Here is a 20,969-nt window from a genome sequence, read left to right as displayed (position 1 = left end):
ATGAGTGCCGCCGCCGACAACGCGCCGGGCGAGGCCAAGGTCATCCCGATCGAGACCGCCCCCAGTTGGACGTCCCCCGAGGGCCCCGGACTGGCCGACCGGCTCGCCGGGGCCGTCGGCGGGGCGCTGTCCGGGCAGCTCGGCCCGGTGGCCACCCGGCTGTTCGGCAAGGGCTGGGAGGGCCGGGCCACCGAGGGACTGGCCTTCCTGCGCCGCCGGATCACCGGCGACTACGAGGTGGACGAGTTCGGCTTCGACCGGGAGCTCACCGAGGAGGTGCTGCTCTCGCTGCTGCGCCCGCTGGCCGAGAAGTACTTCCGGATCGACGTCCAGGGGATCGAGAACATCCCGGCCGAGGGCGGCGCGCTGATCGTCGCCAACCACTCCGGGACGATCCCGCTGGACGCCCTGATGACCCAGGTGGTCATCCACGACCACCACCCGCACCGCCGGCACCTGCGGATGCTCGCCGCCGACCTGGTCTTCGTCCTGCCGGGCATCAACGAGCTGGCCCGCAAGGCCGGCCACACCCTGGCCTGCAACGAGGACGCCCAGGCGCTGCTGGAGCGCGGCGAGGTCGTCGGGGTCTGGCCGGAGGGCTTCAAGGGCATCGGCAAGCCGTTCGCCGAGCGCTACAAGCTCCAGCGCTTCGGCCGCGGCGGCTTCGTCTCCTCGGCGCTGCGGGCGAGGGTGCCGATCGTGCCGTGCTCGATCGTCGGGGCGGAGGAGACCTACCCGATGATCGGCAACGTGAAGACGCTGGCCCGGTTGCTGGGCCTGCCGTACGTCCCGATCACGCCGACCTTCCCGTGGCTGGGGCCGCTCGGGATGCTGCCGCTGCCGACCAAGTGGACGATCCGCTTCGGCGAGCCGATCGCCACCGACGGCTACCCGGCGGAGGCGGCGGACGACCCGATGCTGGTCTTCGACCTGGCCGACGAGGTGCGCGAGACCATCCAGCACAGCCTGTACCAGCTGCTGGTGCAGCGGCGCTCGGTGTTCTTCTGACGGTCCGCACGGCGAAGGGCCCCGGCGACGCCGGGGCCCTTCGCCGTGCGCCGGTCAGCTGCCGCCGAGGATCCGCAGGCCGGGCAGCAGGCCCGGGATCAGCGGGGGCACGTCCACGCCCTGGGGCGTCGCGCCGGGCACGGTGCTGGGCGTGCCGGACGGCTGCGGCGCCTGCGGCGGGGCCGCGTCGGCGCTCGGCGAGGGCTTGCCGGCACCGCCGGTGAGCCCGTTGGTGAGGCCGCCGACCAGCCCGTTGACCGCGTCCGGGGCGCTGGTGGGCAGGGTGCCCGACAGGCCGCCGCCCTTGGCACCGCCGCCGGCGGTGGAGCCGGCGCCGGGGTTGCCCGGGGCGTGCGTGGTGCTGCCGGGGCGGTTGGCGCCGTTGCCCGTGTCGGTGCCGCCCTGGGACTGGTCGGAGCCCGGCGCGGCGCCGACGCCGTTGGCGGGGGAGCCCGCCGGGGAGCCGCCGGTCGAGGAGGACGAGTCGTCGCCCGCTCCGTTGCCGGCCGGGCCACCGCTCTTGGCGGGCGGCTGGACCAGGCGCAGGGGCGCGACGTCCTCGCTCATGTCGTCGAAGAGCTGGTTCACCAGGTGCGCCTGCTCGGTGAGTTGGACCGGCAGCCGACCCTGCAGCTCGCTCCAGCGGCCGTCCTCGTCGTGGGCGAAGCCGGCCAGCGCGCGCATCGGGTCGAGCGAGCCGTTGCTGCGGTAGACCGAACGCAGCAGCTCACGACCCTTGAGTGCGTCGGCGTGCATGTCGTCCAGCGCCCGGCGGACCCGGTCGACGGTGGACGGGCTGAGCGCGCCCGCCGGATCGCCGTGGCCGACCATGGCGTTGGCCTCGCCGAGCCGGGTGGCGGCGTTGTCCAGCAGCAGCTCGCCACGCTCGGAGTCGGAGCCGGCCAGGTCGAGCCGCAGTCCTTCGAGGCCGCGCTTCATGCCGTACAGCGTGTCCCCGGGGAGGGCGTCGGAGCTCGCGGCGGCGGCACCGGCCAGGCTGCCGACGGCGAGTCCGGCGACGAGCCCGCCGATCGCGAAGCGACGGCTCCACCGGCCGCGCGGCGCCGTCCGAGCCGCCCGGCGCCGGTGCTGCCGGGGCACCGTGGCGCCCGGTCCGCCCGCGAAGGCCTGCTCGAACGCGGCCATCAGTTGGGTGCGTTGGACCGTCCGGACCTCCTGGTCCAGCGTCGGCCGGGCCACCGCTCCCAGTGCGTCGGCCAAGCCGACCAGTTCCGCCATCGCGACCGAACCGGCTTCGGTGCCAGCGGTGTTGGCCGATTCGGCGTTGGCCGCGCGGCGTTGCTCCGCCTGGTGGGCCTCCAGCGCCTCGGCGAAGGCCTTCGCCCGCCGGTGCTCAAGCACGTTTGCCGTCACGGGCCACACCTCCCTTCGTCGTTGTCGACACCCCGGCCAGCCGGACGGTTGCCTCGGCGGGCCAAAGCCACTCCATCGGGTGATAGGTCGCAGTTCGGCTTGACCGTGCGCCTGGTGGGGGCTTGCATGCTGGCCAACGAGCGGTGTGGGCGGTCGGTTACGCAACGCCGATCATCGGATCGACCGTTCACCCGGACGTGTCGATCGGGGACCCGTGGTGACGACCGGTCGAGCGATCGCCGGGCTATCGCCCCGTCGGTCACCGCCGCCTCACCGCGCGTCGGGCGGGAGGAGCCGGGCCAGGGTGCGGACGGCGCGGTACTGGAGGGTCTTGATCGCGCCCTCGTTCTTGCCCATGATCCGCGCCGTCTCGGCCACCGAGAGGCCCTGCAGGAAACGCAGCGTCACGCACTCCTGCTGCTGCGGGTTGAGCCGGCGCACCGCGTCCAGCAGGGCGGCGTTGGAGAGCGACTCCAGCACCGACTCCTCCGGGCTGCGCTCGCACTCGTTGGAGTCGAGCATCTCGCCGGTGGTGACCTCCAGCCGGAACCGGCTGGACTTGAAGTGGTCGGCGACCAGGTTGCGGGCGATGGTGACCAGCCAGGCGCCGAAGTCCCGGCCCTGCCAGGTGAAGGTGCCGATCCGGCGCAGCGCGCGCAGGAACGTCTCGCTGGTGAGGTCCTCGGCGGTGGCCCGGCTGCCGACCCGGTAGTAGATGTACCGGTAGACGGTGTCCGAGTAGTGGTCGTAGAGCCGGCCGAAGGCCTCGCTCTCGCCGGCCTGGGCCCGCTCGACCAGCTCCATGATCGGGTTGTGCTCGGTCTCGTAACCGGGGCTGGGCGCCGTGCGGGTGCGGCTGCGGCCGACGCCGGTGCTGCCGGTGCGGCTGCGCGAGCCGGTGCCGGCCGAGCCGGCGGCGGTGGTGCGCGGCGCCACCCCGGGGCCGTGCTGGTGGCCGAACGGCACGCGCCCCCAGCCTGGCGGCTGGGAGGTGCCCCCAGCGGGCACGAGTTGGGGGAAAGGAGCGAGCTGGCTGCGGAGCAGGTTGCGCAGCAGGTCCAGGCCGGTGGAGATCTGCCGCTCGGCGGTCGGCCGGCCGTGCAGGCCGGTGCGGGGGCGCAGGGGCGCGGACGACGGGCGGGAGGGTGCAGGCGCGTCGTTCCGGACGGGTGGGTACACGGGACTCCCAGAGGCAGAACTGTGGACGGATCACCTCCGCCTGCGCGGAGAGCACGCCCCCTGGCGTCCGTTCGAGCGGGACACGTGGGTGACGTGCATCCAGGAGAGAATAACGCTTTGTGCAATGACAGCTACACCGTGTGGTCGAAGTGGTCGTTTGAGATCCATTTGTTGTGCATATTCGGCTGACACTGACCGGAGATGTCATCGTTCATCCGGCTCAACGTGACCGTTCGGGTGCCCAGGGTGACCAATTCGGTGGTTCTGCGGGCGGTTTCCCAGCCTTGGGGCCCGGCAACCCCTGACTTTCCCGGCCTGGCGAACGATCAGAACCGGTCACCGGCTGGCAGGTTCGTGCGGCGGCCCCGGACGGCCCTGCGGGGAAGGGGAGTTCGCTCGTACGAGGGGCCAGGTCAGAGGCCTGGTTGACGTCTGATCACCCGCCCGGGGGAAGGCCCGCGCAGGGGTGTCCGCGGCGGTGCGGAGGGGAGTTCAGCCGCGCCGGCGACGGCGTCGCAACGCCACCCCGGCCGCCGTCGCACCGCCCAGCACCCCGACCGCGGCCGCCGCCGGCAGCCCCACCCGGGCCGCCTTGCGCCCGGTCCGGAAGTCCCGCACCCGCCAGCCCTGTGCCCGGGCGTGCCGCCGCAGCGCGCCGTCCGGGTTCACCACGTACGGGTGGCCGACCAGCGAGAGCATCGGGATGTCGTTGGCCGAGTCGCTGTACGCGGCGCAGCGGTCGAGGTCGAGCCGCTCGCGCCGGGCCAGCGCGCGCACCGCGGCGGCCTTGGCCGGGCCGTGCAGCAGGTCGCCGACCAGCCGGCCGGTGTAGGCGCCGTCCCGGGCCTCGGCGACGGTGCCGAGCGCGCCGGTCATGCCGAGCCGCCGGGCGATGATCCGGGCCACCTCCAGCGGGGCGGCGGTGACCAGCCAGACCCGCTGGCCGGCGTCCAGGTGCATCTGGACCAGGGCGCGGGTGCCGGGCCAGATCTTGTCGGCCACGACCTGCTCGAAGATCTCCTCGCAGATCGCCTCCAGATCGGCGGTGGGCTTGCCGGCGACGATCCCGAGGGCGGTGTTCCGGGCGTCCGAGATGTGGTCCGGGTCCTCCGTGCCGTGCAGCCGGAACAGTGCCTGCTGCCAGGCGAAACGGGCGATGTCGCGGCGGGTGAGGAAGCCGCGGCGGTAGAGGCCGACCCCGAGGTAGAAGATCGCGGCGCCGCGCAGGATGGTGTTGTCGCAGTCGAAGAAGGCGGCGGCGCGGGGGTCGTCCGGGTCGGGGGTGTGGTTCTCGACCGGGGCCTTGGGCGCCTTCCCGGGCCGGCCCGCCGCCGGGGCGTCGGCGCGGGCGGGAACGGGCCGGGGCTCGGTGCGCAGCGCGGCCTCGGCCGCCTCGGCGGCGGCCTCGCCGGCCTCTGTCACGGCCTCGGCCGCCGGGGCGCTCCGCGCGGTGGTGGAGCGCTTCGCCTGGGTGAGCCTTCGGAGCACGGCCATGTCACCGAGCATAGCCAGCCGGGCGGGGAGTGGCCGTGACGGAGCCGTGCCCACCCGGTGAACAGCTGCCGCGACCCCCGCCCCGGGTGCTCCGGAGGCGGGCGGACGGGTGGCGGACAATGGCCCGGTGAGCCCACTGCTGCGACGTAAGAGCCCCCAGCCGGCCGACCGTACCGTGACCCTGGTCGGCAAGCCCGGCTGCCACCTGTGCGACGAGGCCCGGGAGGTGATCGTCCGGGTGGCGGCGGAGCTGGGCGCGGCCTTCGAGGAGAAGGACATCACCCAGGACGAGGAGCTGTACCGCCGCTACTGGGAGCAGATCCCGGTCACCCTGATCGACGGCCGCCAGCACGACTTCTGGCGGGTCGACGAACGCCGCCTGCGCACCGCCCTCGGCGCCTGAGGTGTGGGCCCGTCCGGCGGATCCTCGCCGGACGGGCCCACGTCCGTCCGTACACCACCGCCCCCGCCGACCGGCGGGGGTGGTTCGCCGAATCGTTGTCGAAGACACTCCGTTTCGCCTTGGGGCGGGGCGCCGCGGTCGGCTTACGATCGAACGCGTTTGCGCCCATGGGGGGCTGAGCACACGAGGAGTGCCGCCATGCTTCCCCGCCCGACCCCTGGGATGCCCGCAGCCCCGCAGGGCGACCGGGGCTTCGCCGTGGTGGACGTGGAGGCGACCGGCCGCAGCCCGTGGCGGCACCGGGTGGTCGAGATCGCGGTGGTGCTGCTGGACGAGCGGCTCCGCCCCGAGGGCGAGTTCGCCACCCTGCTGGACCCGCTGGGCCCGGTCGGCCCGACCCATGTGCACCGGATACGCCAGGCCGACGTCGAGGGCGCCCCGCGCTTCAGGGAGATCGCCCCGAGGCTGCTGGAGCTGCTGGCCGGCCGGGTGCTGGTCGGCCATCACGTCAGCTGCGACCACGCCTTCCTGGACCGCGAGTTCGCCCGGATCGGGGTGCCGCTGCCGCCCGTCCCGCTGCTGTGCACCATGCGGCTGGCCCGGGAGCACCTGCCGCAGGCCCGCGGCCACGGCCTGGCGGCCTGCGTGGAGGCGGCCGGCCTCGGCTGGTACCCGGCGCACACCGCGCTGGGCGACGCCCGGGTGACCGCCGAGCTGTTGCTGCACTGCCTGGGCGCCCCGTCCTGCCCGCCGGACGACTGGGCCGGCCCGCTGCGCGAGGCCGCCCGGGTGCCCTGGCCCCGGCTGGGCCGGGCGCGCTCCCGCCCGTCCGGGACGGCCGTCCCGCTGCTGCGCCGGGAGACGTCGTACGGCCCCTGGCTGCCCGGTCCCCAGGCCCCGGAAGTGGTCCTGACCAAGGCCGGTGCTATGAGCTCGACGGCGTGATGCGTGTCACTGTGTGTGGACAAAACGGACACCATCTTTGTGCACACGTTCACAAACGCATAGCCTGGCTGTCAAAGCCCAGCTTCACCCACAGGAGCACCGTGGCAATCGGCCGATCACCACAGAGCAGTTCGCAGACGCCCGACCAGGGCGCCGCGCGCCGACCCTCGCGTGCCCGGGGCATCCCGGAGGCGACCGTCGCCCGCCTGCCCCTCTACCTGCGGGCCCTCACCGCGCTCTCCGAGCGCTCGGTGCCGACCGTCTCCTCCGAGGAACTGGCCGCCGCGGCCGGCGTGAACTCGGCCAAGCTGCGCAAGGACTTCTCCTACCTCGGCTCCTACGGCACCCGCGGCGTCGGCTACGACGTCGAGTACCTCGTCTACCAGATCTCCCGCGAGCTCGGCCTGACCCAGGACTGGCCGGTCGTCATCGTCGGCATCGGGAACCTCGGGCACGCCCTCGCCAACTACGGCGGCTTCGCCTCCCGCGGATTCCGGGTCGCCGCCCTGTTGGACGCCGACCCCAACGTGGTCGGTTCCACCGCGGCAGGACTCCCGGTGCGCCACATGGACGAGCTGGAGTCGATCGTCGAGAGCCAGCACGTCTCCATCGGCGTGATCACCACCCCGCCCGGTGCCGCCCAGCAGGTCTGCGACCGGCTGGTCGAGGCCGGCGTCACCAGCATCCTCAACTTCGCCCCGACCGTGCTGACCGTCCCGGACGGCGTGGACGTGCGCAAGGTGGACCTCTCCATCGAGCTGCAGATCCTCGCCTTCCACGAGCAGCGCAAGGCCGGTGAGGAGCCGGACCGCACCGAGTCGGTGCTGGACCGCGCCCCCGGTCCGGTCCGGGCCGCGGCCGCCAAGCTGCGCCGCGCGGCCGGCGGCGGCAACGGCAAGGGCCGCGCCGGCGAGCCGGCGGCCAAGGACCAGGCCGAGCAGTCGGCCAAGGGCAAGTCCGCCAAGGGCGGCGAGGGCGAGCTGTCCGCGGTGATGCCCGCATGAACACCGAGAGCTGTGGGGGGCGGGCATGAGTCTTCTCGTCGTCGGACTGAGCCACCGGACGGCACCGGTCGGCGTGCTGGAGCGCGCCGCGCTGACCGGTGAGGTCCCGACCCGGCTGCTGCACGACGCGGCCGCCACCTCGACCGTCGCCGAGGCCGCGCTGCTCAACACCTGCAACCGGATCGAGCTGTACGCGGACGTGGACAAGTTCCACGCCGGCGTCGCCGAGCTGTCGCTGCTGCTGGCCCACCACAGCGGGGTGGACCTGGAGGAGCTGACCTCCCACCTGTACGTCCACTACGAGGACCGCGCCGTCCACCACCTGTTCTCGGTGGCCTGCGGCCTGGACTCGATGGTGGTCGGCGAGGGCCAGATTCTCGGCCAGCTGCGCGACGCGCTGGCCAAGGCCCAGGACGAGCACACCGCCGGGCGCGGCCTGAACGAGCTGTTCCAGCAGGCCCTGCGGGTCGGCAAGCGGGCGCACAGCGAGACCGGCATCGACAAGGCCGGCCAGTCGCTGGTCACCTTCGGCCTGGAGCAGGTCGCGGCGGGCGCGGGCGAGATCGCCGGCAAGCGCGCGCTGGTGGTCGGCGCCGGCTCGATGAGCTCGCTGGCCGCCGCCACCCTGGTCCGCTCCGGCGTCACCGACCTGCTGATCGCCAACCGGACCCCGGCCCGCGCCGAGCGCCTGGTCGAGATCCTCGGCCCGGACGTGGCCCGCACCCTCGACCTCGCCAAGGTGCCGCAGGCACTGGCCGACGTCGACCTGGTGATCTCCTGCACCGGCGCGGCCGGCGTGGTGATCAAGGCCGAGGACGTGGCCGCCGCCGTCGCCCTCCGCAGCGCGCCGGAGCCGCTCGCCCTGCTCGACCTCGCCATGCCGCGCGACGTCGACCACGCGGTGCACGAGCTGGACGGCGCCCTGCTGGTCGACCTGGAGAGCCTCTCCCATGCGCACGCCGCCAGCCCCGGCGCCGGCGACGTCGACCAGGTCACCCGGATCGTCGCCGACGAGGTGACCGCCTTCGGCGCCGCCCAGCGGGCCGCCCGGATCGCGCCGACCGTGGTCGCGCTGCGGGCGATGGCCTCCGACGTGGTCGCCGCCGAGCTGGGCCGGCTGGACTCCCGGCTGCCCGACCTGGACGAGCGCTCCCGCGCCGAGATCACCCAGACCGTCCGTCGCGTCGTCGACAAGCTGCTGCACGCCCCGACCGTCCGGGTGAAGCAGCTGGCCGCCGAGCCCGGCGGTGCCTCCTACGCGGACGCCCTTCGCGAGCTGTTCGACCTCGACCCGGCGGCCGTGCACGCCGTGTCGGGCACGCCCGTCGGCGGCCGGCCCCAGCCCTCGGGCGGGGGCGCCAGATGAACCGTCAGCCATCCCACGAGTACCACCGGGACGATCACGTCATGAATGGTCAACCGCTCACCGAGCAGGCCCCAGGAGCCCCCGCCCTGCGGCTCGGCACCCGGCGCAGCGCGCTCGCCATGGCCCAGTCGGGCATGGTCGCCCGCGAGGTGACCAGGCTCACCGGGCGCCCCGTCGAGCTGGTCGAGATCACCACCTACGGCGACACCTCCCGGGAGGCGCTCGCGCAGATCGGCGGCACCGGCGTGTTCGTCTCCGCGCTGCGGGACGCGTTGCTGGAGGGCCGGATCGACTTCGCCGTGCACTCGCTCAAGGACCTGCCCACCGCCGCCCCCGAGGGCCTGGTACTGGCCGCCGTCCCCGAGCGCGAGGACGTCCGGGACGCCCTGGTCGCGGCCGAGGGCCTGAACCTGGACGAGCTGGTGGAGAAGCTCGCCGGCGCCGGCCGCCCGGCCCGGATCGGCACCGGCTCGCCGCGCCGGATGGCCCAGCTGAACGCCTGGGCGATCGCCCGCGGCGCCCAGCTGGAGACCGTCGCGATCCGCGGCAACGTGGACACCCGGATCGGCTACGTGACCGGCGGTGAGCTGGACGCGGTCGTGCTGGCCACGGCCGGCCTCAACCGGCTCGGCCGCAGCGCCGAGATCTCCCAGCACCTCGACCCCGAGCTGATGATCCCGGCCCCCGGTCAGGGCGCGCTCGCGATCGAGTGCACCGCCGCCGCTGTGCTTCCTGACGGGGGCTCGCTGGCCGCCGCGCTCGCCCTGCTGGACCACGCCCCCACCAGGGTCGCCGTGGCCGCCGAGCGCGACCTGCTGGCCACCCTGGAGGCCGGCTGCTCGGCCCCGGTGGCCGCGCTGGCCACCTGGGGCCAGGAGAACGAACTGCGGCTGGACGGTGTGGTCGGCAACCCCGACGGCACCGCCCTGCTGAAGATGTCCGCCAACGGTCCGATCGTCCTCGACGAGACCGCCGAGCAGCAGGCGCGGGCCCTCGGCCACGCCCTGGCCGCCCGGCTGCTCGACGGGGGCGCGGCCGCCCTGATGGGGGAGCGAGCCCGATGAGCCCCACCGCCGCCACCGACGCCCTGTTCCCGGCCGGCCAGCCGACCGGACGGTGCACCTTCCTGGGCGCGGGCCCCGGGGACCCGGGTCTGCTGACCCTGCGTGCGGTCGAGGTGCTGTCCTCGGCCGACATCCTGGTGGCCGACCCGCTGACCGCAGCGGCCGTGCGCACCCACTGTCCGGCCGGTGTGCAGGTGCACACCCCGTCCGCCGAGGGCACCGACTTCGACCTGGCCAAGCTGGTCGCCGAGGCCGTCCGCTCCGGCAAGCACGTGGTCCGTACCGTCGACGGCGACCCGGGTCTGGACGGCTGCGCCGCCGAGGAGATGCTCAGCTGTGCGGGCGACGGGATCCCCTTCGAGGTGATCCCGGGTGTCGCCCAGTCGGTCGGCGTCCCGGCCTACGCGGGCGTCCCGCTGCGCGGCGCGGCCGGCGCCGACGTCCGCTTCGTGGACGGCGCCCAGCTGCTGTCCGGCGGCCCGGTCGACCTGGGCGCGCCGGAGACCACCCTGGTGGTCCGCACCACCCTGGGCCAGCTGCCGGCCACCGCCAACGCGCTGGTCTCCAACGGCCGCAAGCCGGATTCGGCGCTGAGCGCCACCCTCTCCGGCACCACCACCCGCCAGCGGACCTTCACCTCCACGCTGTCCGCCATCGCGGCCGACCTGAAGGCCGCCCGGGTGCTGCCCTCGCCGGTCTCCGCCCCGGTGGACCCGGCGACCTCGGTGATAGCCGTGGTGGGCGAGCAGGTCGCCCACCGCGCCTCGCACTCGTGGTTCGAGACCAAGCCGCTGTTCGGCTGGAACGTCCTCGTGCCGCGCACCAAGGAGCAGGCCCACGGCCTGTCCGAGCAGCTGCGCTCGTACGGCGCGGTGCCGCAGGAGGTGCCGACCATCGCGGTCGAGCCGCCGCGCACCCCGCAGCAGATGGAGCGGGCCATCAAGGGCCTGGTCACCGGCCGCTACGAGTGGATCGCCTTCACCTCGGTGAACGCCGTCCGCGCCGTCCGGGAGAAGTTCGAGGAGTACGGCCTGGACGCCCGCGCGTTCGCCGGCATCAAGGTCGCGGCGGTCGGCGAGACCACCGCGCAGGCCCTGGTGGACTTCGGCGTGAAGCCGGACCTGGTGCCCTCCGGCGAGCAGTCCGCGGCCGGGCTGCTGGAGGACTGGCCGCCGTACGACCCGGTCTTCGACCCGATCGACCGGGTGCTGCTGCCGCGCGCCGACATCGCCACCGAGACCCTGGTGGCCGGCCTGGTCGAGCTCGGCTGGGAGGTCGACGACGTGACGGCGTACCGGACGGTGCGCGCCTCGCCGCCGCCGGCCGAGACCCGTGAGGCGATCAAGGGCGGCGGCTTCGACGCGGTGCTGTTCACCTCGTCCTCGACCGTCCGGAACCTGGTCGGCATCGCCGGCAAGCCGCACAACGTCACGGTCATCGCCTGCATCGGCCCGGCCACCGCCAAGACCGCCGAGGAGCACGGCCTGCGGGTCGACGTGATGGCTCCGGCGCCGTCGGCGGGGGCGCTGGCCCAGGCGCTGGCAGACTTCGGGGCCAAGCGCCGCGACACCGCGACGGCCGCGGGCGAGCCGGTCTACCGGCCCAGCGAGCGCCGTCCGGGCTCGCGCCGCAAGGCCCGCTGAGGGTCCCCATCAGTGTGTCGGGGGCGGCGGTTCACCGCCCCCGGCGCGGCACAACCGTTCGGAGAGAGAAGCCGTGTCCGCTGAATTCCCGTACGTTCGCCCCCGCCGGCTGCGCCAGAGCCCGGCGATGCGCCGCCTGGTCGCCGAGACCCGGCTGCACCCGGCGGAGCTGATCCTGCCCGCCTTCGTCAGCGAGGGCATCACCGAGCCGAAGCCGATCACCTCGATGCCCGGCGTGGTCCAGCACACCCGGGACTCCCTGCGGAAGGCCGCGGTGGAGGCCGCCGAGGCCGGCGTGGGCGGCATCATGCTGTTCGGCCTGCCCGAGGTGAAGGACGCCGTCGGTTCCGAGGGGACCAATCCGGACGGGATCCTGCAGCAGGCCATCCGCGACGTGGTCGCGGAGGTCGGCGACCAGCTGGTGGTCATGTCGGACCTCTGCCTGGACGAGTTCACCGACCACGGCCACTGCGGCGTGCTGGCCGAGGACGGCAGCGTGGACAACGACGCGACCCTGGCGCGCTACGCCGAGATGGCCGTGGTCCAGGCCGAGGCCGGTGTCCACATGGTCGGCCCGTCCGGCATGATGGACGGTCAGATCGCCGTCATTCGGCGGGCGTTGGACGAGGCCGGTCACCAGGACGTCAGCGTCCTCGCCTACACCGCCAAGTACGCCTCCGCGCTGTACGGCCCGTTCCGCGAGGCCGTCAACTCCTCGCTCAAGGGCGACCGCAAGACCTACCAGCAGGACCCGGCCAACGCCCGCGAGGCCCTGCGCGAGCTGGAGCTGGACCTCGCCGAGGGTGCGGACCTGGTGATGGTCAAGCCGGCCATGCTGTACCTGGACGTCCTGCGGCAGGTCGCCGACGTCTCGCCGGTGCCGGTGGCCGCGTACCAGATCTCCGGCGAGTACTCGATGGTCGAGGCCGCCGCCGCCAACGGCTGGATCGAGCGGGAGCGCACCATCCTGGAGACGCTCACCTCGATCCGCCGGGCCGGCGCCGAGCAGATCCTCACGTACTGGGCAGTCGAGGCCGCACAGATGCTGTGACTCGCCCGCTCGCCTCCGGGGCGCTCTGACCCGGTGCCGACGGTCGGCGCTCCGGCGCTCGTGCCTCGCTTGTCGCTTCTCCCTTTCGGCACCGGCGCGCCCCTTCGGCTCGGGGCGGGGCACAGCAGACGGAAGGCCGGGCCGCCCCCCAGGGGAGCAGCCCGGCCTTCCGGCTTACTACTTCCAGCCGTTGATGTGCGCGAAGCCCTCGGCGCCGCCGATCAGGTCGGTGGCGGTGGCCGCGCCGCCGCCCATGCCGCCGGCGATCACGTCGGAGGTGTGGGCGACGCCGAAGGCCTTGCCCGCCACGAACGGCTCGTCGGCCGTGGCGATGATGCCGCCGCCGCCCTCAAGGCCGACGTGCGCGAACGCCGGGGTGGCGGCACCGGCGAGCGCCAGTGCGGCGGTGGCGGTCAGGGCGGCCTTGGCCAGCTTGCTCTTCATGGATCTGCCCTCTCTGTGGGAGCGCCCCCGCGGGCGCTCTGCGTCTGACTCGTGCTCTGACTCGTGATCACATCCCGCCCGTCCGGCCCGGCGCCCCACGCACCGGGCCGGACGGACGCTCATCCGGCCGAGCCGTCGGCCCGGTCGGATTCCTCGTCCCGCAGAAGCCCGGAGGGCCCGGGGAGACCTTCCTCCCCGGGCCCTCCGTCCGTGCCGTGCCCCTTGATCAGCCGATCAGGTGCGAGACACCCGCGTCGCCCGAGGACTGGGTGTTCTGGCCGACGTTGCAGATCTGCTTCGGGGTGCTGTTCAGGATGGGCACCTCGATCGGAACCGCGGCGCCGGCGGCGGCGACGGCGATGTTGTGGATCTCCGGCAGGCAGATGTTCGGGTTGTCCAGGGTGTGGAAGTTCGGGCTGCCGTTGCCGTGGGTGCCGGTCTGGTTGGTGCCGCCGTTGCCCTGGACCGTGGTGGCGGCGCCGTCCGAGTCGGCGATGGCGGAAGCCGAGCCGGCGGACATCGCGATGGCAGCGGCGGCCAGGCCGGCGGCGGCGAGGGACTTCTTGATCATTTCCGGTTTTTCCTCTCGAGGGGTGAATCGGGGAACGATTCGAAGGGTGGTTCAGGAGGAGCCTGCGGGGAAGTGCGGCTCTGGGGGGCGTCAGCCGACCAGGTGGGACACGCCCGCGTCGCCGTGGCTCTGGGTGCCCTGGCCCTGGGTGCAGTACTGCCTGCCACCGCTGTTGGCGATCGGGACCTCGACCGGGATCGCCAGACCGAGCCCGCTCACGGCGATGTTGTGGATCTCGGGGAGGCAGACGTTCGCGTTGTCCAGGAAGTGGAAGTTCGGGCTGTTGTTCCCGACCGTCCCGGTGAAGTTGGTGCCGCCGTTGCCTTCGATCGAGGCGGCAGCGCCGTCCGCGTCACCGATGGCCGAGGCGGGCGCGGCGGCACCGGCCAGCGCGGCGACGGCCAGGCCGGCGGCGGCGAAGGACTTCTGGATCATGGGGAGATCCCTCTCTGAAATGCTTTCGGTTTCCGTGCGTAGCAACGCGTAGAACGCTCAGACCCGGTCTGCAGTCACTGACGTCCAGATCAAAGAATGACGGCACGGAAGGTTACGGGGTTTTTTGAAAAGAATCCGAGAGGCGCGTCCGGGGGCGGTTTACGGTCGGATTATTAGGCCGAACCGGTTAATGCCCGCAATCCGAACTCGCGGTCATTCGTTGAGGCAGATTGCTTTCCGGCTGCGGCCCCGCAGCCCTCCCCCATAGATCTCCCGTACGCCTCCAGTACGGACAGGCAGAACGGTGAAAAGCATGAAGTTCTCCAAGCGGGCCGGCGCGATGCTGCTGGCGGTCGGTGCGGGCGTGCTCGCCTCCCAGGGAGGGGCCTGCGCCGCCCCGGTAGGCCCCGACCAGGTCGGAGCCCTGGAGGACAAGCTGGCCACCCAGCAGGTCCCGGCGGACGTGCCGCTCGCCCCGCTGGGCAGCCACCTCCACTCCGACGTCCCGAACTCGCTGCTCATGCCGCCGGTGCCCGGCCGGGCCACCGACAACGGGCTGCTCCCGGACCACCTGGTGCCCCAGCTGGCCACCGGCAAGGTCGGCCCGAGCGCCAAGGCCCAGCTGCCGCTGCCGCTGGTCGACCAGGGGGCCGACCTCGGCGAGGTGCTGCTGGAGGCCCCGGCCACGCCGCTGAACGCCAGGACCCCCGGCCTGGACGTCGGCAAGCCGCTGGCGCTGGTCCACGACGGCACCGGTCAGCTCGCCGACGGCCGGCTCAAGGTCGACGAGGTGGACCCGCGCCTGGTGCCCGGCGCCGTGCAGACCGTGCCCGGGGCGACCGCCAGCCTCGGCGGCGACAAGAGCCGGCTCTCCGTCACCGATGAGGTCAACGACCTGGCCGACACCACCACCGCGACGGCCACCGGCGTCCTGCGGCAGACCGACGCGACGGACACCGCCACCGGGACCGCCACCGGCCTCGCGCAGCAGAGCGGGCTGGCCGGCCTGACCAAGCTCTGAGCCGAGCCGCCCCGGACACGGCGGAGCCCGGCGCCCCTGACCCGAGGGGGTGCCGGGCTCCGCCGCGTCCGGGCTCAGCCCGGCAGGACGCCGGTCAGCCCGCCGAGCAGCGGGAGGTCCTTGACGCCGCCGCCCCCGCTCAGCGGACCGGTCAGCGTGCCGGTACCCACCGGGGCCAGGCCCTGGTCCGGCTGGACGGTCGCGCCGTTGTTGAGCACGTCGGCCGAGGAGTTGGCCCACGGGTCCAGGCGCAGGCCCTTGATCGGCGCGACGCCGTAGCCGAGGCCGGTCGTCGTCCCGCCCAGCGCCTGCCCGACGTCGGTCTTGGCCAGCGTGGCCGGGCCCGCCGCGGGCGCCTGGCCCGCGGTGGTGGCGGCCTGCGCCGAACCGGCGCCGAGCAGCACCGCGGCACCCACGGCGGCGGCCAGGCCCGCCCCGCTCTTCATCGAAACCATGCGGTTCACCCTTCGGTGGATCGGGGTTCCCCGGAACGGCCCGCCCGGGGATGCCGAACTGCCCCCCGGCCGGCTGGTCGGGGGGCAGTTCGGCCGGAACACGTGCCGATCGGGGATCAGCAGTCGTCCTTGGGCTTCGGGTGTACCTCCACGTTGGCGCAGCTGTTGCCGAAGGCCGGGTTCAGCAGGCCGGCGGCAGCGATGCTGTTGCCGCACAGGTTGATCGGGATGTGCACCGGGATCTGGATCTGGTTGCCGGAGACGACACCGGGGGAGCCGGCGGCCACGCCCTCGGCGCCCGAACTGGCGGCGGCGGAGCCCGCCGCGCCCAGCACCAGGCCGGCAGCGGCGGCGGAGAGGACGGCGACCTTCTTCACGTTCTGCATGGGGGTTGATCTCCTCGATCACACACGGGTGGAGCGTGCCGGGCCCCGGCACTGTGGGGCGCGGCATGGGTTCGGTGAATCAGCTGTCGCCGGTGCGGCGACCACCGCCTCAGCCGATGTTGGCGCAGTGGTTGCCGAAGGCCGGGTTCAGCAGGCCGCCGGCGTCGATGGTGTTGCCGCACAGGTTGATCGGGATGTGCACCGGGATCTGGATCTGGTTGCCGGAGAGCACGCCGGGGGAGCCGGCGGCCACGCCCTGGGCGCCCGAGCTGGCGAACGCGCTACCGGCGACACCGAGCACCAGGCCGGTGGCGACCAGCGAGAGGGCGGCGCCCTTCTTGAGGTTGCGCATGATTTTCCTCCGAGTTTCTGCCCGACGGAACGGAAATGTCGGGAGCCGGGCGAGCAGGAATGCCGGCCCGATGGCTTCAGGGATTGCCGTGATTGTCACTCCGGCGGCGCACACCGGCGTGTTCCGCCCATGGCTTGGGCGTCGACGCAGCCGCCGCGTTGTTCCGGCGCCCACGAACAGTTCCCGCACGGCCGGGAACTGTTCGGGCAAGGGCGCGACCAGGAATTCCCGGTCAGGCGTTCAGGCGGTGTCGCCGAACGCCGGGCTCTCGGGGGCCCGCCACGTCGACCGACTTGCCGGTGGCCTCGGTGCCGACGAGGCCGCGGGCGAGCTGCGCATGGGCGTTACTCGATTCGTTGAGTAGGGCCGGGTGGATCGTCTTCCGTGAGGGAGAACGAGGCGGTGCGCGGGGGGAAACGGTCCGGCCCGTCGATCACCCGAATGCCGCTCAGTGGATCCATTGCTCCGGACGGGTGACAGTGCGCGCACCGTCGCAACCGCCCCGGACAGGTCTCGTTCTAGATGTCGCACTCCCCGTGCATCTCTGTTGAACAGTCAGGAGGCTCGCATGAGCATCAAGAAGACCGCCGCCGTCGGCGCGGCCGTGGTGGGCATCGTGGCCGCCGGCGCCGGCACCGCCATGGCCAGCTCCGGCGCCGAGGGTGTCGCCGCCGGCTCCCCCGGTGTCATCTCGGGCAACCAGATCCAGGTCCCGATCCACATTCCGGTCAACCTGTGCGGCAACACCGTCGGCGTCGTCGGTGCGCTGAACCCGGCGTTCGGCAACCACTGCGCCAACGTGGGCTGATTCCACCCCCGGTTCGGCCGGTGAGAGCCGCCGTTCCGCGCTTCCCTCCTGGGGCGCGGAACGGCGGCTCTTTTCGTGCCCCCACCGCTGTCGTCGCGTCAATGAGCGGTGGTGTCACAAGCCTTGTTGCACTACTTGTCAGTACCTAGAATGTGAGACCTGCTCACCTTTCCTGCTCCTCTCTTGCTCCGCGCCGCTCGGCGCCCCGGCCGGGCGGTCCCCCCACCCCCGCAAGGAGTCGCGTGTGATCAGGTTCCGCATCCCAGCGGCGCGGCGAACGCGAACGGGCGCATCCCGGTCCGCGGCGCTGCTCGCCACGGGCGTTCTCGTCGCCGCCCTCGGCCTGGCCGGCGCCCCCGCCGCCCTTGCCGACACCACCCCGACCCCGGCGCCCGACGCCGTCCGCCCGGCCGCGATCGTCGCCCTCGGCGACAGCGCCATCTCCGGGGAGGGCGCCGGTACCGACACCAACGACGGCTACTTCCCGGAGACCGACAGCCCCACCAACTACTGCCACCGCCATCCCAAGTCGGAGATCTTCACCACCGACATCCCCGGGGTCACCCCGATCGACCTCGCCTGCTCCGGCGCCCAGACCGGCGACCTGGTGAGCGACCCGGAGCTGGCCAAGATCACCGGATCGGGCAGCGGTGACTACGGCGAGCCCAAGCAGGACGTCAAACTCGCCGACGTGGCGGGCAAGTACGACGTCAAGCTGGTCGTCGTCACGATCGGCGCCAACGACGACTTCGACTTCAGCGGCATCATGATGCACTGCCTCGCGCAGTACTTCCCGATCCCCAAGAACCAGGGCTGCCGGGACACCATCGGCAGCGACGAGATCCGCCAGCGCGCCGAGCGGGTGCAGCCCAAGGTCGTGGCCGCGCTGCAGAACATCCGGCAGACCATGCGCAGGGCCGGGTACGCCGACTCCTCGTACCAACTGGTCTACCAGTCGTACTTCAACCCGATCACCCCGGACATCCGGCGCAACGACTACCTGGGCAAGATCGCCGACGGCTGCCCGGCCTTCCCGGAGGACCTCGCCTGGGGCCACAACTGGGTGGTGCCGACGTTCAGCGACGCGCTCCGCGGGGCGGCCGAACAGGTGCCCGGCGTACGGTACTTGGACCAGCGACGGGTCGCCTTCGGACACGAGGTGTGCGCGGAGTGGACCAGCTCGCCGTACGAGTACAGCAACGGGGACGTCATCAACCTCTCCGAGTGGGCGCGCAACGGCTGCGACTCGCAGATCGGCATCCCCGGGCTGTGCATGAACATGGTCCGCCAGTCGTACCACCTGCGGGTGGCCGGCTACCGCGGTGAGGGCGTCTGCCTCGGCCAGTTCTTCGCCAAGCCCGACCAGGCGGAGGCGTACTGCACCCTCAACCAGCAGAACACCACCTCGATCCAGCCGCTCACCCCCGGCAAGCCCTTCGGCGACGTCCCCGAGGACGGCTCCTGGTACCAGCTCACCAACGCGGCCACCGGCAACGCCCTCGACCTCACCGGCGGCGGCACCTACGGCGACTCCACCAACGGCCGGGCCGCCATCAGCTACCCGGCCGGCGGCGGGCTGAACCAGTCCTTCGTCCTGGAGGCCAAGGCCGGCGGCAGCTACGAACTGGACTTCAGCGGCAACCGCGACATGTGCCTGGACGCCAACGCAGCCTCCACCGCCGTCGGCACCCGGATCCAGCAGTGGGGCTGCAACGGCGGCGCCAACCAGCACTGGATCTTCAAGCCGGCCGGCAACGGCACCTACGAGATCGCCGACTCCGCCGACCCCACCAAGGTCCTCGCCGCCGGCGCCAACCTCGACGCCAAGGGCAACCCCTACGTCGAACTCGCCCAGGAGACCGGCGCCCCGGCCCAGCTCTGGCAACTCACCAAGCTCGGCATCGTCTACGTCCACAGCTGACGAGGACATGGACCTGATCCGCCGCCGCCCCGCCAGGGCGGCGGCGGATCAGGTCTCCGGTAAGGGAGCTACGGGTGCGCCGGGCCCGGCGGGGCGTGCCGTAGGCTCACGGGAAAATCGTTGCGCCGGAGCCGCGCGCACCTTGAGCGGGGCGGGGAGTACCCAGAGCAGATGAGCACGGCATCGAGCACCGAGTCGTCCAGTACCGAGCCGGAGTCGCCGGTGGCGCCGGCCGAGGAGCGGACCGAGGAGCGGGCGGGCCGGGTGCCCGGTCGGTTCGGGGCGCTGGTGGACCGCTTCGCACCCGCGCTGGGCGCGTACGCGGTGGTCAAGGCGATCGGCCTGACCGTCTTCCTGGTGCTGCTGGAGCACACCGGGGACTACCTGAAGAAGCAGGTCGGCCGCGGCGGCGGCGCCCACGCGTGGGACGTGCTGGGCACCTGGGACGGCGTCTGGTACCAGCGGATCGCCGAGAACGGCTACGACCCGCAGCTGATCCCGCTGCACGGCTGGCCACTGGCCACCTACTACGAGAACTCGGCCGCCTTCTTCCCGCTCTACCCCTGGCTGATGCGGCTGGTGGGCGCGGTCACCGGGCTCGGCCCGTACGGCTCCGGGATCGTGGTCTCGGTGGTCGCCTCGCTGGTCGCCGCGGCCGGGATCTTCGCGATCGCCGAGCGGCTCGGCGGTTTCCGGGCGGGTGTCATCGCCGCGGTGATCTGGGGCCTGTTCCCGGGCTCGGGCGTGGAGTGGGCGATCTACTCGGACTCGCTGTTCGTGGCGCTGTCCGCCTGGGCCTGCTACTGCGTGATGACCCGCCGCTGGCTGGCCGCCGGCCTGCTCGCACTGGTGGCGGGCCTGAACCGGCCGACCGCCGCGGCGCTGATAGCGGCCGTGTCGATCGCCGCGCTGGTCGCGCTGATCCGCCGTACCGACGGGGTGGCCCGCCCACTGACCGCGATGCTGATCACCCCGTGGGGCCTGATCGGCTACGTGGCCTGGGTCGGCTGGCGGATGGGCGACTGGGGCGGCTACTTCAAGCTCCAGCGCGGCGCCTGGAACCGCTACTTCGACTTCGGCGCCTCCACCCTCCGCACGATCATGGACGTGATCACCGGGCACTGGGACTTCTGGCAGTCCAACCCCGTCCCGGACCTGATCGCGATCGCCCTGCTGATCGCCCTGCCCGGTCTGCTGGTGCTGCTCTGGCGGGTCCGCCCGCCGCTGGTCCTGTGGGTGTACACCGCGATGACCATCTTCACCGCGCTGAGCAGCAACCAGATCTTCGGCAACATCTCCCGCTACCTGCTGCCCGCCTTCCCGCTGTTCATCGGCCTGGCGGTGGCGCTGCGCCGGGTGCGGACCCCCTCGTTGATCGGCCTGTTCGCGATGCCGGCCATCGCGGCGGGCTGGTACGCGGGGTATGCGCTGTTCGAGTTGGGTATCCCGTAAACCCGGTGTTGGTTGGCAACGGGATCATCCGGCAGCGGACGGGCCGTTGCTAATCTCGGACGTATGACGACGACCCCGCCCGTGCGCCAGATTCGCGACATCTCCGGCTTGATGGACCACGCGAGCCACGTGCTGGCGACCCGGATGGCGGCCGCCTTCACCGAGCTCGGCATCACGCCCCGCGCGTACTGCGTGCTGTTCCACGCGCAGGAGGCCGAGCGCACCCAGATCCAGCTGGCCGAGCTGGCGGACCTGGACAAGACCACCATGGTGGTCACCGTCGACGAGCTGGAGAAGGCGGGCCTGGCCGAGCGCCGCCCGTCCGCCACCGACCGCCGGGCCCGGATCATCTCGGTCACCGAGGAGGGTGCCCGCGCCGTGGTGAAGGGCACCGCGATCGCCGACCGGGAGCACCGCGAACTCCTGGAGTCGCTGCCGCAGCCCGAACAGGACGCCTTCGTCTCCGCCCTCACCCGCCTGGTGGACGGGCACCTCGCGGAGCCGGTCGAGAGCGACCGCACCGTCCGCCGCGCCCGCCGCCCCCGGGGCTGAGCCGGACCTCCGACTCCGCTCCGGAGGCGGACGGTTCGAAC

The 20,969-nt window shown here is 72.9% G+C and carries 22 protein-coding genes; 13 read left to right on the top strand and 9 right to left on the bottom strand.

Annotated features, from left to right (window positions below; genetic code table 11):
* Complete coding sequence (locus tag ACIRYZ_RS09930; RefSeq protein ID WP_402941813.1) at nt 1–1,008, top strand: lysophospholipid acyltransferase family protein; 1,008 nt, start codon at nt 1–3, stop codon at nt 1,006–1,008.
* Between the two features lie 54 nt (nt 1,009–1,062).
* Here ACIRYZ_RS09930 and ACIRYZ_RS09925 read toward each other — a convergent pair whose 3' ends face one another.
* The 3 genes from ACIRYZ_RS09925 to ACIRYZ_RS09915 all read right to left on the bottom strand — a co-directional run bounded on the left by ACIRYZ_RS09925 (nt 1,063) and on the right by ACIRYZ_RS09915 (nt 5,055).
* Nucleotides 1,063–2,382, bottom strand: coding sequence for a DUF5667 domain-containing protein (locus ACIRYZ_RS09925; RefSeq protein WP_402941811.1), 1,320 nt, complete (start codon nt 2,380–2,382; stop codon nt 1,063–1,065).
* Between the two features lie 270 nt (nt 2,383–2,652).
* Nucleotides 2,653–3,504: an ECF subfamily RNA polymerase sigma factor, BldN family gene (locus tag ACIRYZ_RS09920; RefSeq protein WP_402942088.1), complete on the bottom strand. Its 852-nt coding sequence runs from the start codon at nt 3,502–3,504 to the stop codon at nt 2,653–2,655.
* Nucleotides 3,505–4,053: 549 nt separating this feature from the next.
* The gene (locus ACIRYZ_RS09915) at nt 4,054–5,055 is read right to left on the bottom strand and encodes an HAD family hydrolase (protein ID WP_402941809.1); all 1,002 of its coding nucleotides are present in this window, start codon (nt 5,053–5,055) and stop codon (nt 4,054–4,056) included.
* Nucleotides 5,056–5,182: 127 nt separating this feature from the next.
* Here ACIRYZ_RS09915 and ACIRYZ_RS09910 point away from each other — a divergent pair, with 127 nt between their 5' ends.
* The 7 genes from ACIRYZ_RS09910 to hemB all read left to right on the top strand — a co-directional run bounded on the left by ACIRYZ_RS09910 (nt 5,183) and on the right by hemB (nt 12,531).
* Complete coding sequence (locus tag ACIRYZ_RS09910) at nt 5,183–5,458, top strand: glutaredoxin family protein (protein WP_402941807.1); 276 nt, start codon at nt 5,183–5,185, stop codon at nt 5,456–5,458.
* A gap of 198 nt (nt 5,459–5,656) precedes the next feature.
* Nucleotides 5,657–6,403, top strand: coding sequence for an exonuclease domain-containing protein (locus tag ACIRYZ_RS09905; protein WP_402941806.1), 747 nt, complete (start codon nt 5,657–5,659; stop codon nt 6,401–6,403).
* Nucleotides 6,404–6,504: 101 nt separating this feature from the next.
* Nucleotides 6,505–7,407: a redox-sensing transcriptional repressor Rex gene (locus ACIRYZ_RS09900; protein ID WP_387618605.1), complete on the top strand. Its 903-nt coding sequence runs from the start codon at nt 6,505–6,507 to the stop codon at nt 7,405–7,407.
* Nucleotides 7,408–7,432: 25 nt separating this feature from the next.
* A complete protein-coding gene (locus tag ACIRYZ_RS09895; RefSeq protein ID WP_393031092.1) occupies nt 7,433–8,773 on the top strand; it encodes a glutamyl-tRNA reductase in 1,341 nt (446 codons plus the stop codon).
* A 41-nt stretch (nt 8,774–8,814) separates the two neighbouring features.
* Nucleotides 8,815–9,837 (top strand): hydroxymethylbilane synthase, encoded by a 1,023-nt coding sequence (hemC, locus tag ACIRYZ_RS09890; RefSeq protein WP_402941804.1) that lies wholly within the window; start codon nt 8,815–8,817, stop codon nt 9,835–9,837.
* Nucleotides 9,834–11,480 (top strand): uroporphyrinogen-III synthase, encoded by a 1,647-nt coding sequence (locus tag ACIRYZ_RS09885; protein ID WP_402941803.1) that lies wholly within the window; start codon nt 9,834–9,836, stop codon nt 11,478–11,480. Before hemC ends, ACIRYZ_RS09885 begins: the two co-directional genes overlap by 4 nt.
* Before the next feature lie 73 nt (nt 11,481–11,553).
* Nucleotides 11,554–12,531, top strand: a complete 978-nt coding sequence (gene hemB, locus ACIRYZ_RS09880; protein WP_402941801.1) for a porphobilinogen synthase — start codon at nt 11,554–11,556, stop codon at nt 12,529–12,531.
* Between the two features lie 177 nt (nt 12,532–12,708).
* Here the strand turns inward: hemB and ACIRYZ_RS09875 are convergent, their stop codons facing one another.
* The 3 genes from ACIRYZ_RS09875 to ACIRYZ_RS09865 form a co-directional block, all read right to left on the bottom strand.
* Nucleotides 12,709–12,975 carry a hypothetical protein gene (locus ACIRYZ_RS09875; RefSeq protein ID WP_402941799.1) on the bottom strand — a complete coding sequence of 89 codons (267 nt, stop codon included), beginning with the start codon at nt 12,973–12,975 and terminating at the stop codon, nt 12,709–12,711.
* Between the two features lie 226 nt (nt 12,976–13,201).
* Nucleotides 13,202–13,546 carry a rodlet layer protein gene (locus tag ACIRYZ_RS09870; protein WP_402941797.1) on the bottom strand — a complete coding sequence of 115 codons (345 nt, stop codon included), beginning with the start codon at nt 13,544–13,546 and terminating at the stop codon, nt 13,202–13,204.
* Nucleotides 13,547–13,636: 90 nt separating this feature from the next.
* Complete coding sequence (locus ACIRYZ_RS09865) at nt 13,637–13,981, bottom strand: rodlet layer protein (RefSeq protein ID WP_402941796.1); 345 nt, start codon at nt 13,979–13,981, stop codon at nt 13,637–13,639.
* A gap of 313 nt (nt 13,982–14,294) precedes the next feature.
* On the opposite strand from ACIRYZ_RS09865, the gene ACIRYZ_RS09860 reads away from it, so the two are divergent.
* Nucleotides 14,295–15,002, top strand: coding sequence for a hypothetical protein (locus tag ACIRYZ_RS09860; RefSeq protein WP_402941794.1), 708 nt, complete (start codon nt 14,295–14,297; stop codon nt 15,000–15,002).
* Between the two features lie 74 nt (nt 15,003–15,076).
* Here the strand turns inward: ACIRYZ_RS09860 and ACIRYZ_RS09855 are convergent, their stop codons facing one another.
* The 3 genes from ACIRYZ_RS09855 to ACIRYZ_RS09845 all read right to left on the bottom strand — a co-directional run bounded on the left by ACIRYZ_RS09855 (nt 15,077) and on the right by ACIRYZ_RS09845 (nt 16,195).
* On the bottom strand, nt 15,077–15,457 hold the full coding sequence (locus ACIRYZ_RS09855; protein ID WP_402941792.1) for a hypothetical protein: 381 nt from the start codon (nt 15,455–15,457) through the stop codon (nt 15,077–15,079).
* Nucleotides 15,458–15,573: 116 nt separating this feature from the next.
* Nucleotides 15,574–15,843 carry a chaplin gene (locus ACIRYZ_RS09850; RefSeq protein ID WP_402941791.1) on the bottom strand — a complete coding sequence of 90 codons (270 nt, stop codon included), beginning with the start codon at nt 15,841–15,843 and terminating at the stop codon, nt 15,574–15,576.
* Nucleotides 15,844–15,952: 109 nt separating this feature from the next.
* On the bottom strand, nt 15,953–16,195 hold the full coding sequence (locus tag ACIRYZ_RS09845; protein ID WP_402941789.1) for a chaplin: 243 nt from the start codon (nt 16,193–16,195) through the stop codon (nt 15,953–15,955).
* Between the two features lie 568 nt (nt 16,196–16,763).
* On the opposite strand from ACIRYZ_RS09845, the gene ACIRYZ_RS09840 reads away from it, so the two are divergent.
* The 4 genes from ACIRYZ_RS09840 to ACIRYZ_RS09825 all read left to right on the top strand — a co-directional run bounded on the left by ACIRYZ_RS09840 (nt 16,764) and on the right by ACIRYZ_RS09825 (nt 20,928).
* Nucleotides 16,764–17,003, top strand: coding sequence for a chaplin (locus tag ACIRYZ_RS09840; RefSeq protein WP_402941788.1), 240 nt, complete (start codon nt 16,764–16,766; stop codon nt 17,001–17,003).
* A gap of 244 nt (nt 17,004–17,247) precedes the next feature.
* A complete protein-coding gene (locus ACIRYZ_RS09835) occupies nt 17,248–18,924 on the top strand; it encodes an RICIN domain-containing protein (RefSeq protein ID WP_402941786.1) in 1,677 nt (558 codons plus the stop codon).
* 171 nt (nt 18,925–19,095) lie between these two features.
* Nucleotides 19,096–20,376 carry a glycosyltransferase family 39 protein gene (locus ACIRYZ_RS09830; protein WP_402941784.1) on the top strand — a complete coding sequence of 427 codons (1,281 nt, stop codon included), beginning with the start codon at nt 19,096–19,098 and terminating at the stop codon, nt 20,374–20,376.
* Between the two features lie 63 nt (nt 20,377–20,439).
* Nucleotides 20,440–20,928 carry a MarR family winged helix-turn-helix transcriptional regulator gene (locus tag ACIRYZ_RS09825; RefSeq protein WP_402941782.1) on the top strand — a complete coding sequence of 163 codons (489 nt, stop codon included), beginning with the start codon at nt 20,440–20,442 and terminating at the stop codon, nt 20,926–20,928.
* Nucleotides 20,929–20,969 lie beyond the last annotated feature (41 nt).

Origin of the sequence: Kitasatospora sp. NPDC101155, assembly GCF_044768305.1 — a bacterium.
Taxonomy (GTDB): domain Bacteria; phylum Actinomycetota; class Actinomycetes; order Streptomycetales; family Streptomycetaceae; genus Kitasatospora.
The sequence above is the reverse complement of the archived record's forward strand: the minus strand, read 5'-3'. Positions and strand labels throughout refer to the sequence as shown.

Excerpts from the sequence above, each read along its gene's own strand:
- ACIRYZ_RS09830 (WP_402941784.1), top strand. The coding sequence starts at position 19,096 with ATGAGCACGGCATCGAGCACCGAGTCGTCCAGTACCGAGCCGGAGTCG.
- hemC (WP_402941804.1), top strand. The coding sequence starts at position 8,815 with ATGAATGGTCAACCGCTCACCGAGCAGGCCCCAGGAGCCCCCGCCCTG.
- ACIRYZ_RS09930 (WP_402941813.1), top strand. The coding sequence starts at position 1 with ATGAGTGCCGCCGCCGACAACGCGCCGGGCGAGGCCAAGGTCATCCCG.
- ACIRYZ_RS09825 (WP_402941782.1), top strand. The coding sequence starts at position 20,440 with ATGACGACGACCCCGCCCGTGCGCCAGATTCGCGACATCTCCGGCTTG.
- ACIRYZ_RS09845 (WP_402941789.1), bottom strand. The coding sequence starts at position 16,195 with ATGCGCAACCTCAAGAAGGGCGCCGCCCTCTCGCTGGTCGCCACCGGC.
- ACIRYZ_RS09855 (WP_402941792.1), bottom strand. The coding sequence starts at position 15,457 with ATGGTTTCGATGAAGAGCGGGGCGGGCCTGGCCGCCGCCGTGGGTGCC.
- ACIRYZ_RS09840 (WP_402941788.1), top strand. The coding sequence starts at position 16,764 with ATGAGCATCAAGAAGACCGCCGCCGTCGGCGCGGCCGTGGTGGGCATC.
- ACIRYZ_RS09885 (WP_402941803.1), top strand. The coding sequence starts at position 9,834 with ATGAGCCCCACCGCCGCCACCGACGCCCTGTTCCCGGCCGGCCAGCCG.
- ACIRYZ_RS09870 (WP_402941797.1), bottom strand. The coding sequence starts at position 13,546 with ATGATCAAGAAGTCCCTCGCCGCCGCCGGCCTGGCCGCCGCTGCCATC.
- ACIRYZ_RS09875 (WP_402941799.1), bottom strand. The coding sequence starts at position 12,975 with ATGAAGAGCAAGCTGGCCAAGGCCGCCCTGACCGCCACCGCCGCACTG.
- ACIRYZ_RS09915 (WP_402941809.1), bottom strand. The coding sequence starts at position 5,055 with ATGGCCGTGCTCCGAAGGCTCACCCAGGCGAAGCGCTCCACCACCGCG.
- ACIRYZ_RS09865 (WP_402941796.1), bottom strand. The coding sequence starts at position 13,981 with ATGATCCAGAAGTCCTTCGCCGCCGCCGGCCTGGCCGTCGCCGCGCTG.
- ACIRYZ_RS09860 (WP_402941794.1), top strand. The coding sequence starts at position 14,295 with ATGAAGTTCTCCAAGCGGGCCGGCGCGATGCTGCTGGCGGTCGGTGCG.
- ACIRYZ_RS09905 (WP_402941806.1), top strand. The coding sequence starts at position 5,657 with ATGCTTCCCCGCCCGACCCCTGGGATGCCCGCAGCCCCGCAGGGCGAC.
- ACIRYZ_RS09895 (WP_393031092.1), top strand. The coding sequence starts at position 7,433 with ATGAGTCTTCTCGTCGTCGGACTGAGCCACCGGACGGCACCGGTCGGC.
- ACIRYZ_RS09850 (WP_402941791.1), bottom strand. The coding sequence starts at position 15,843 with ATGCAGAACGTGAAGAAGGTCGCCGTCCTCTCCGCCGCCGCTGCCGGC.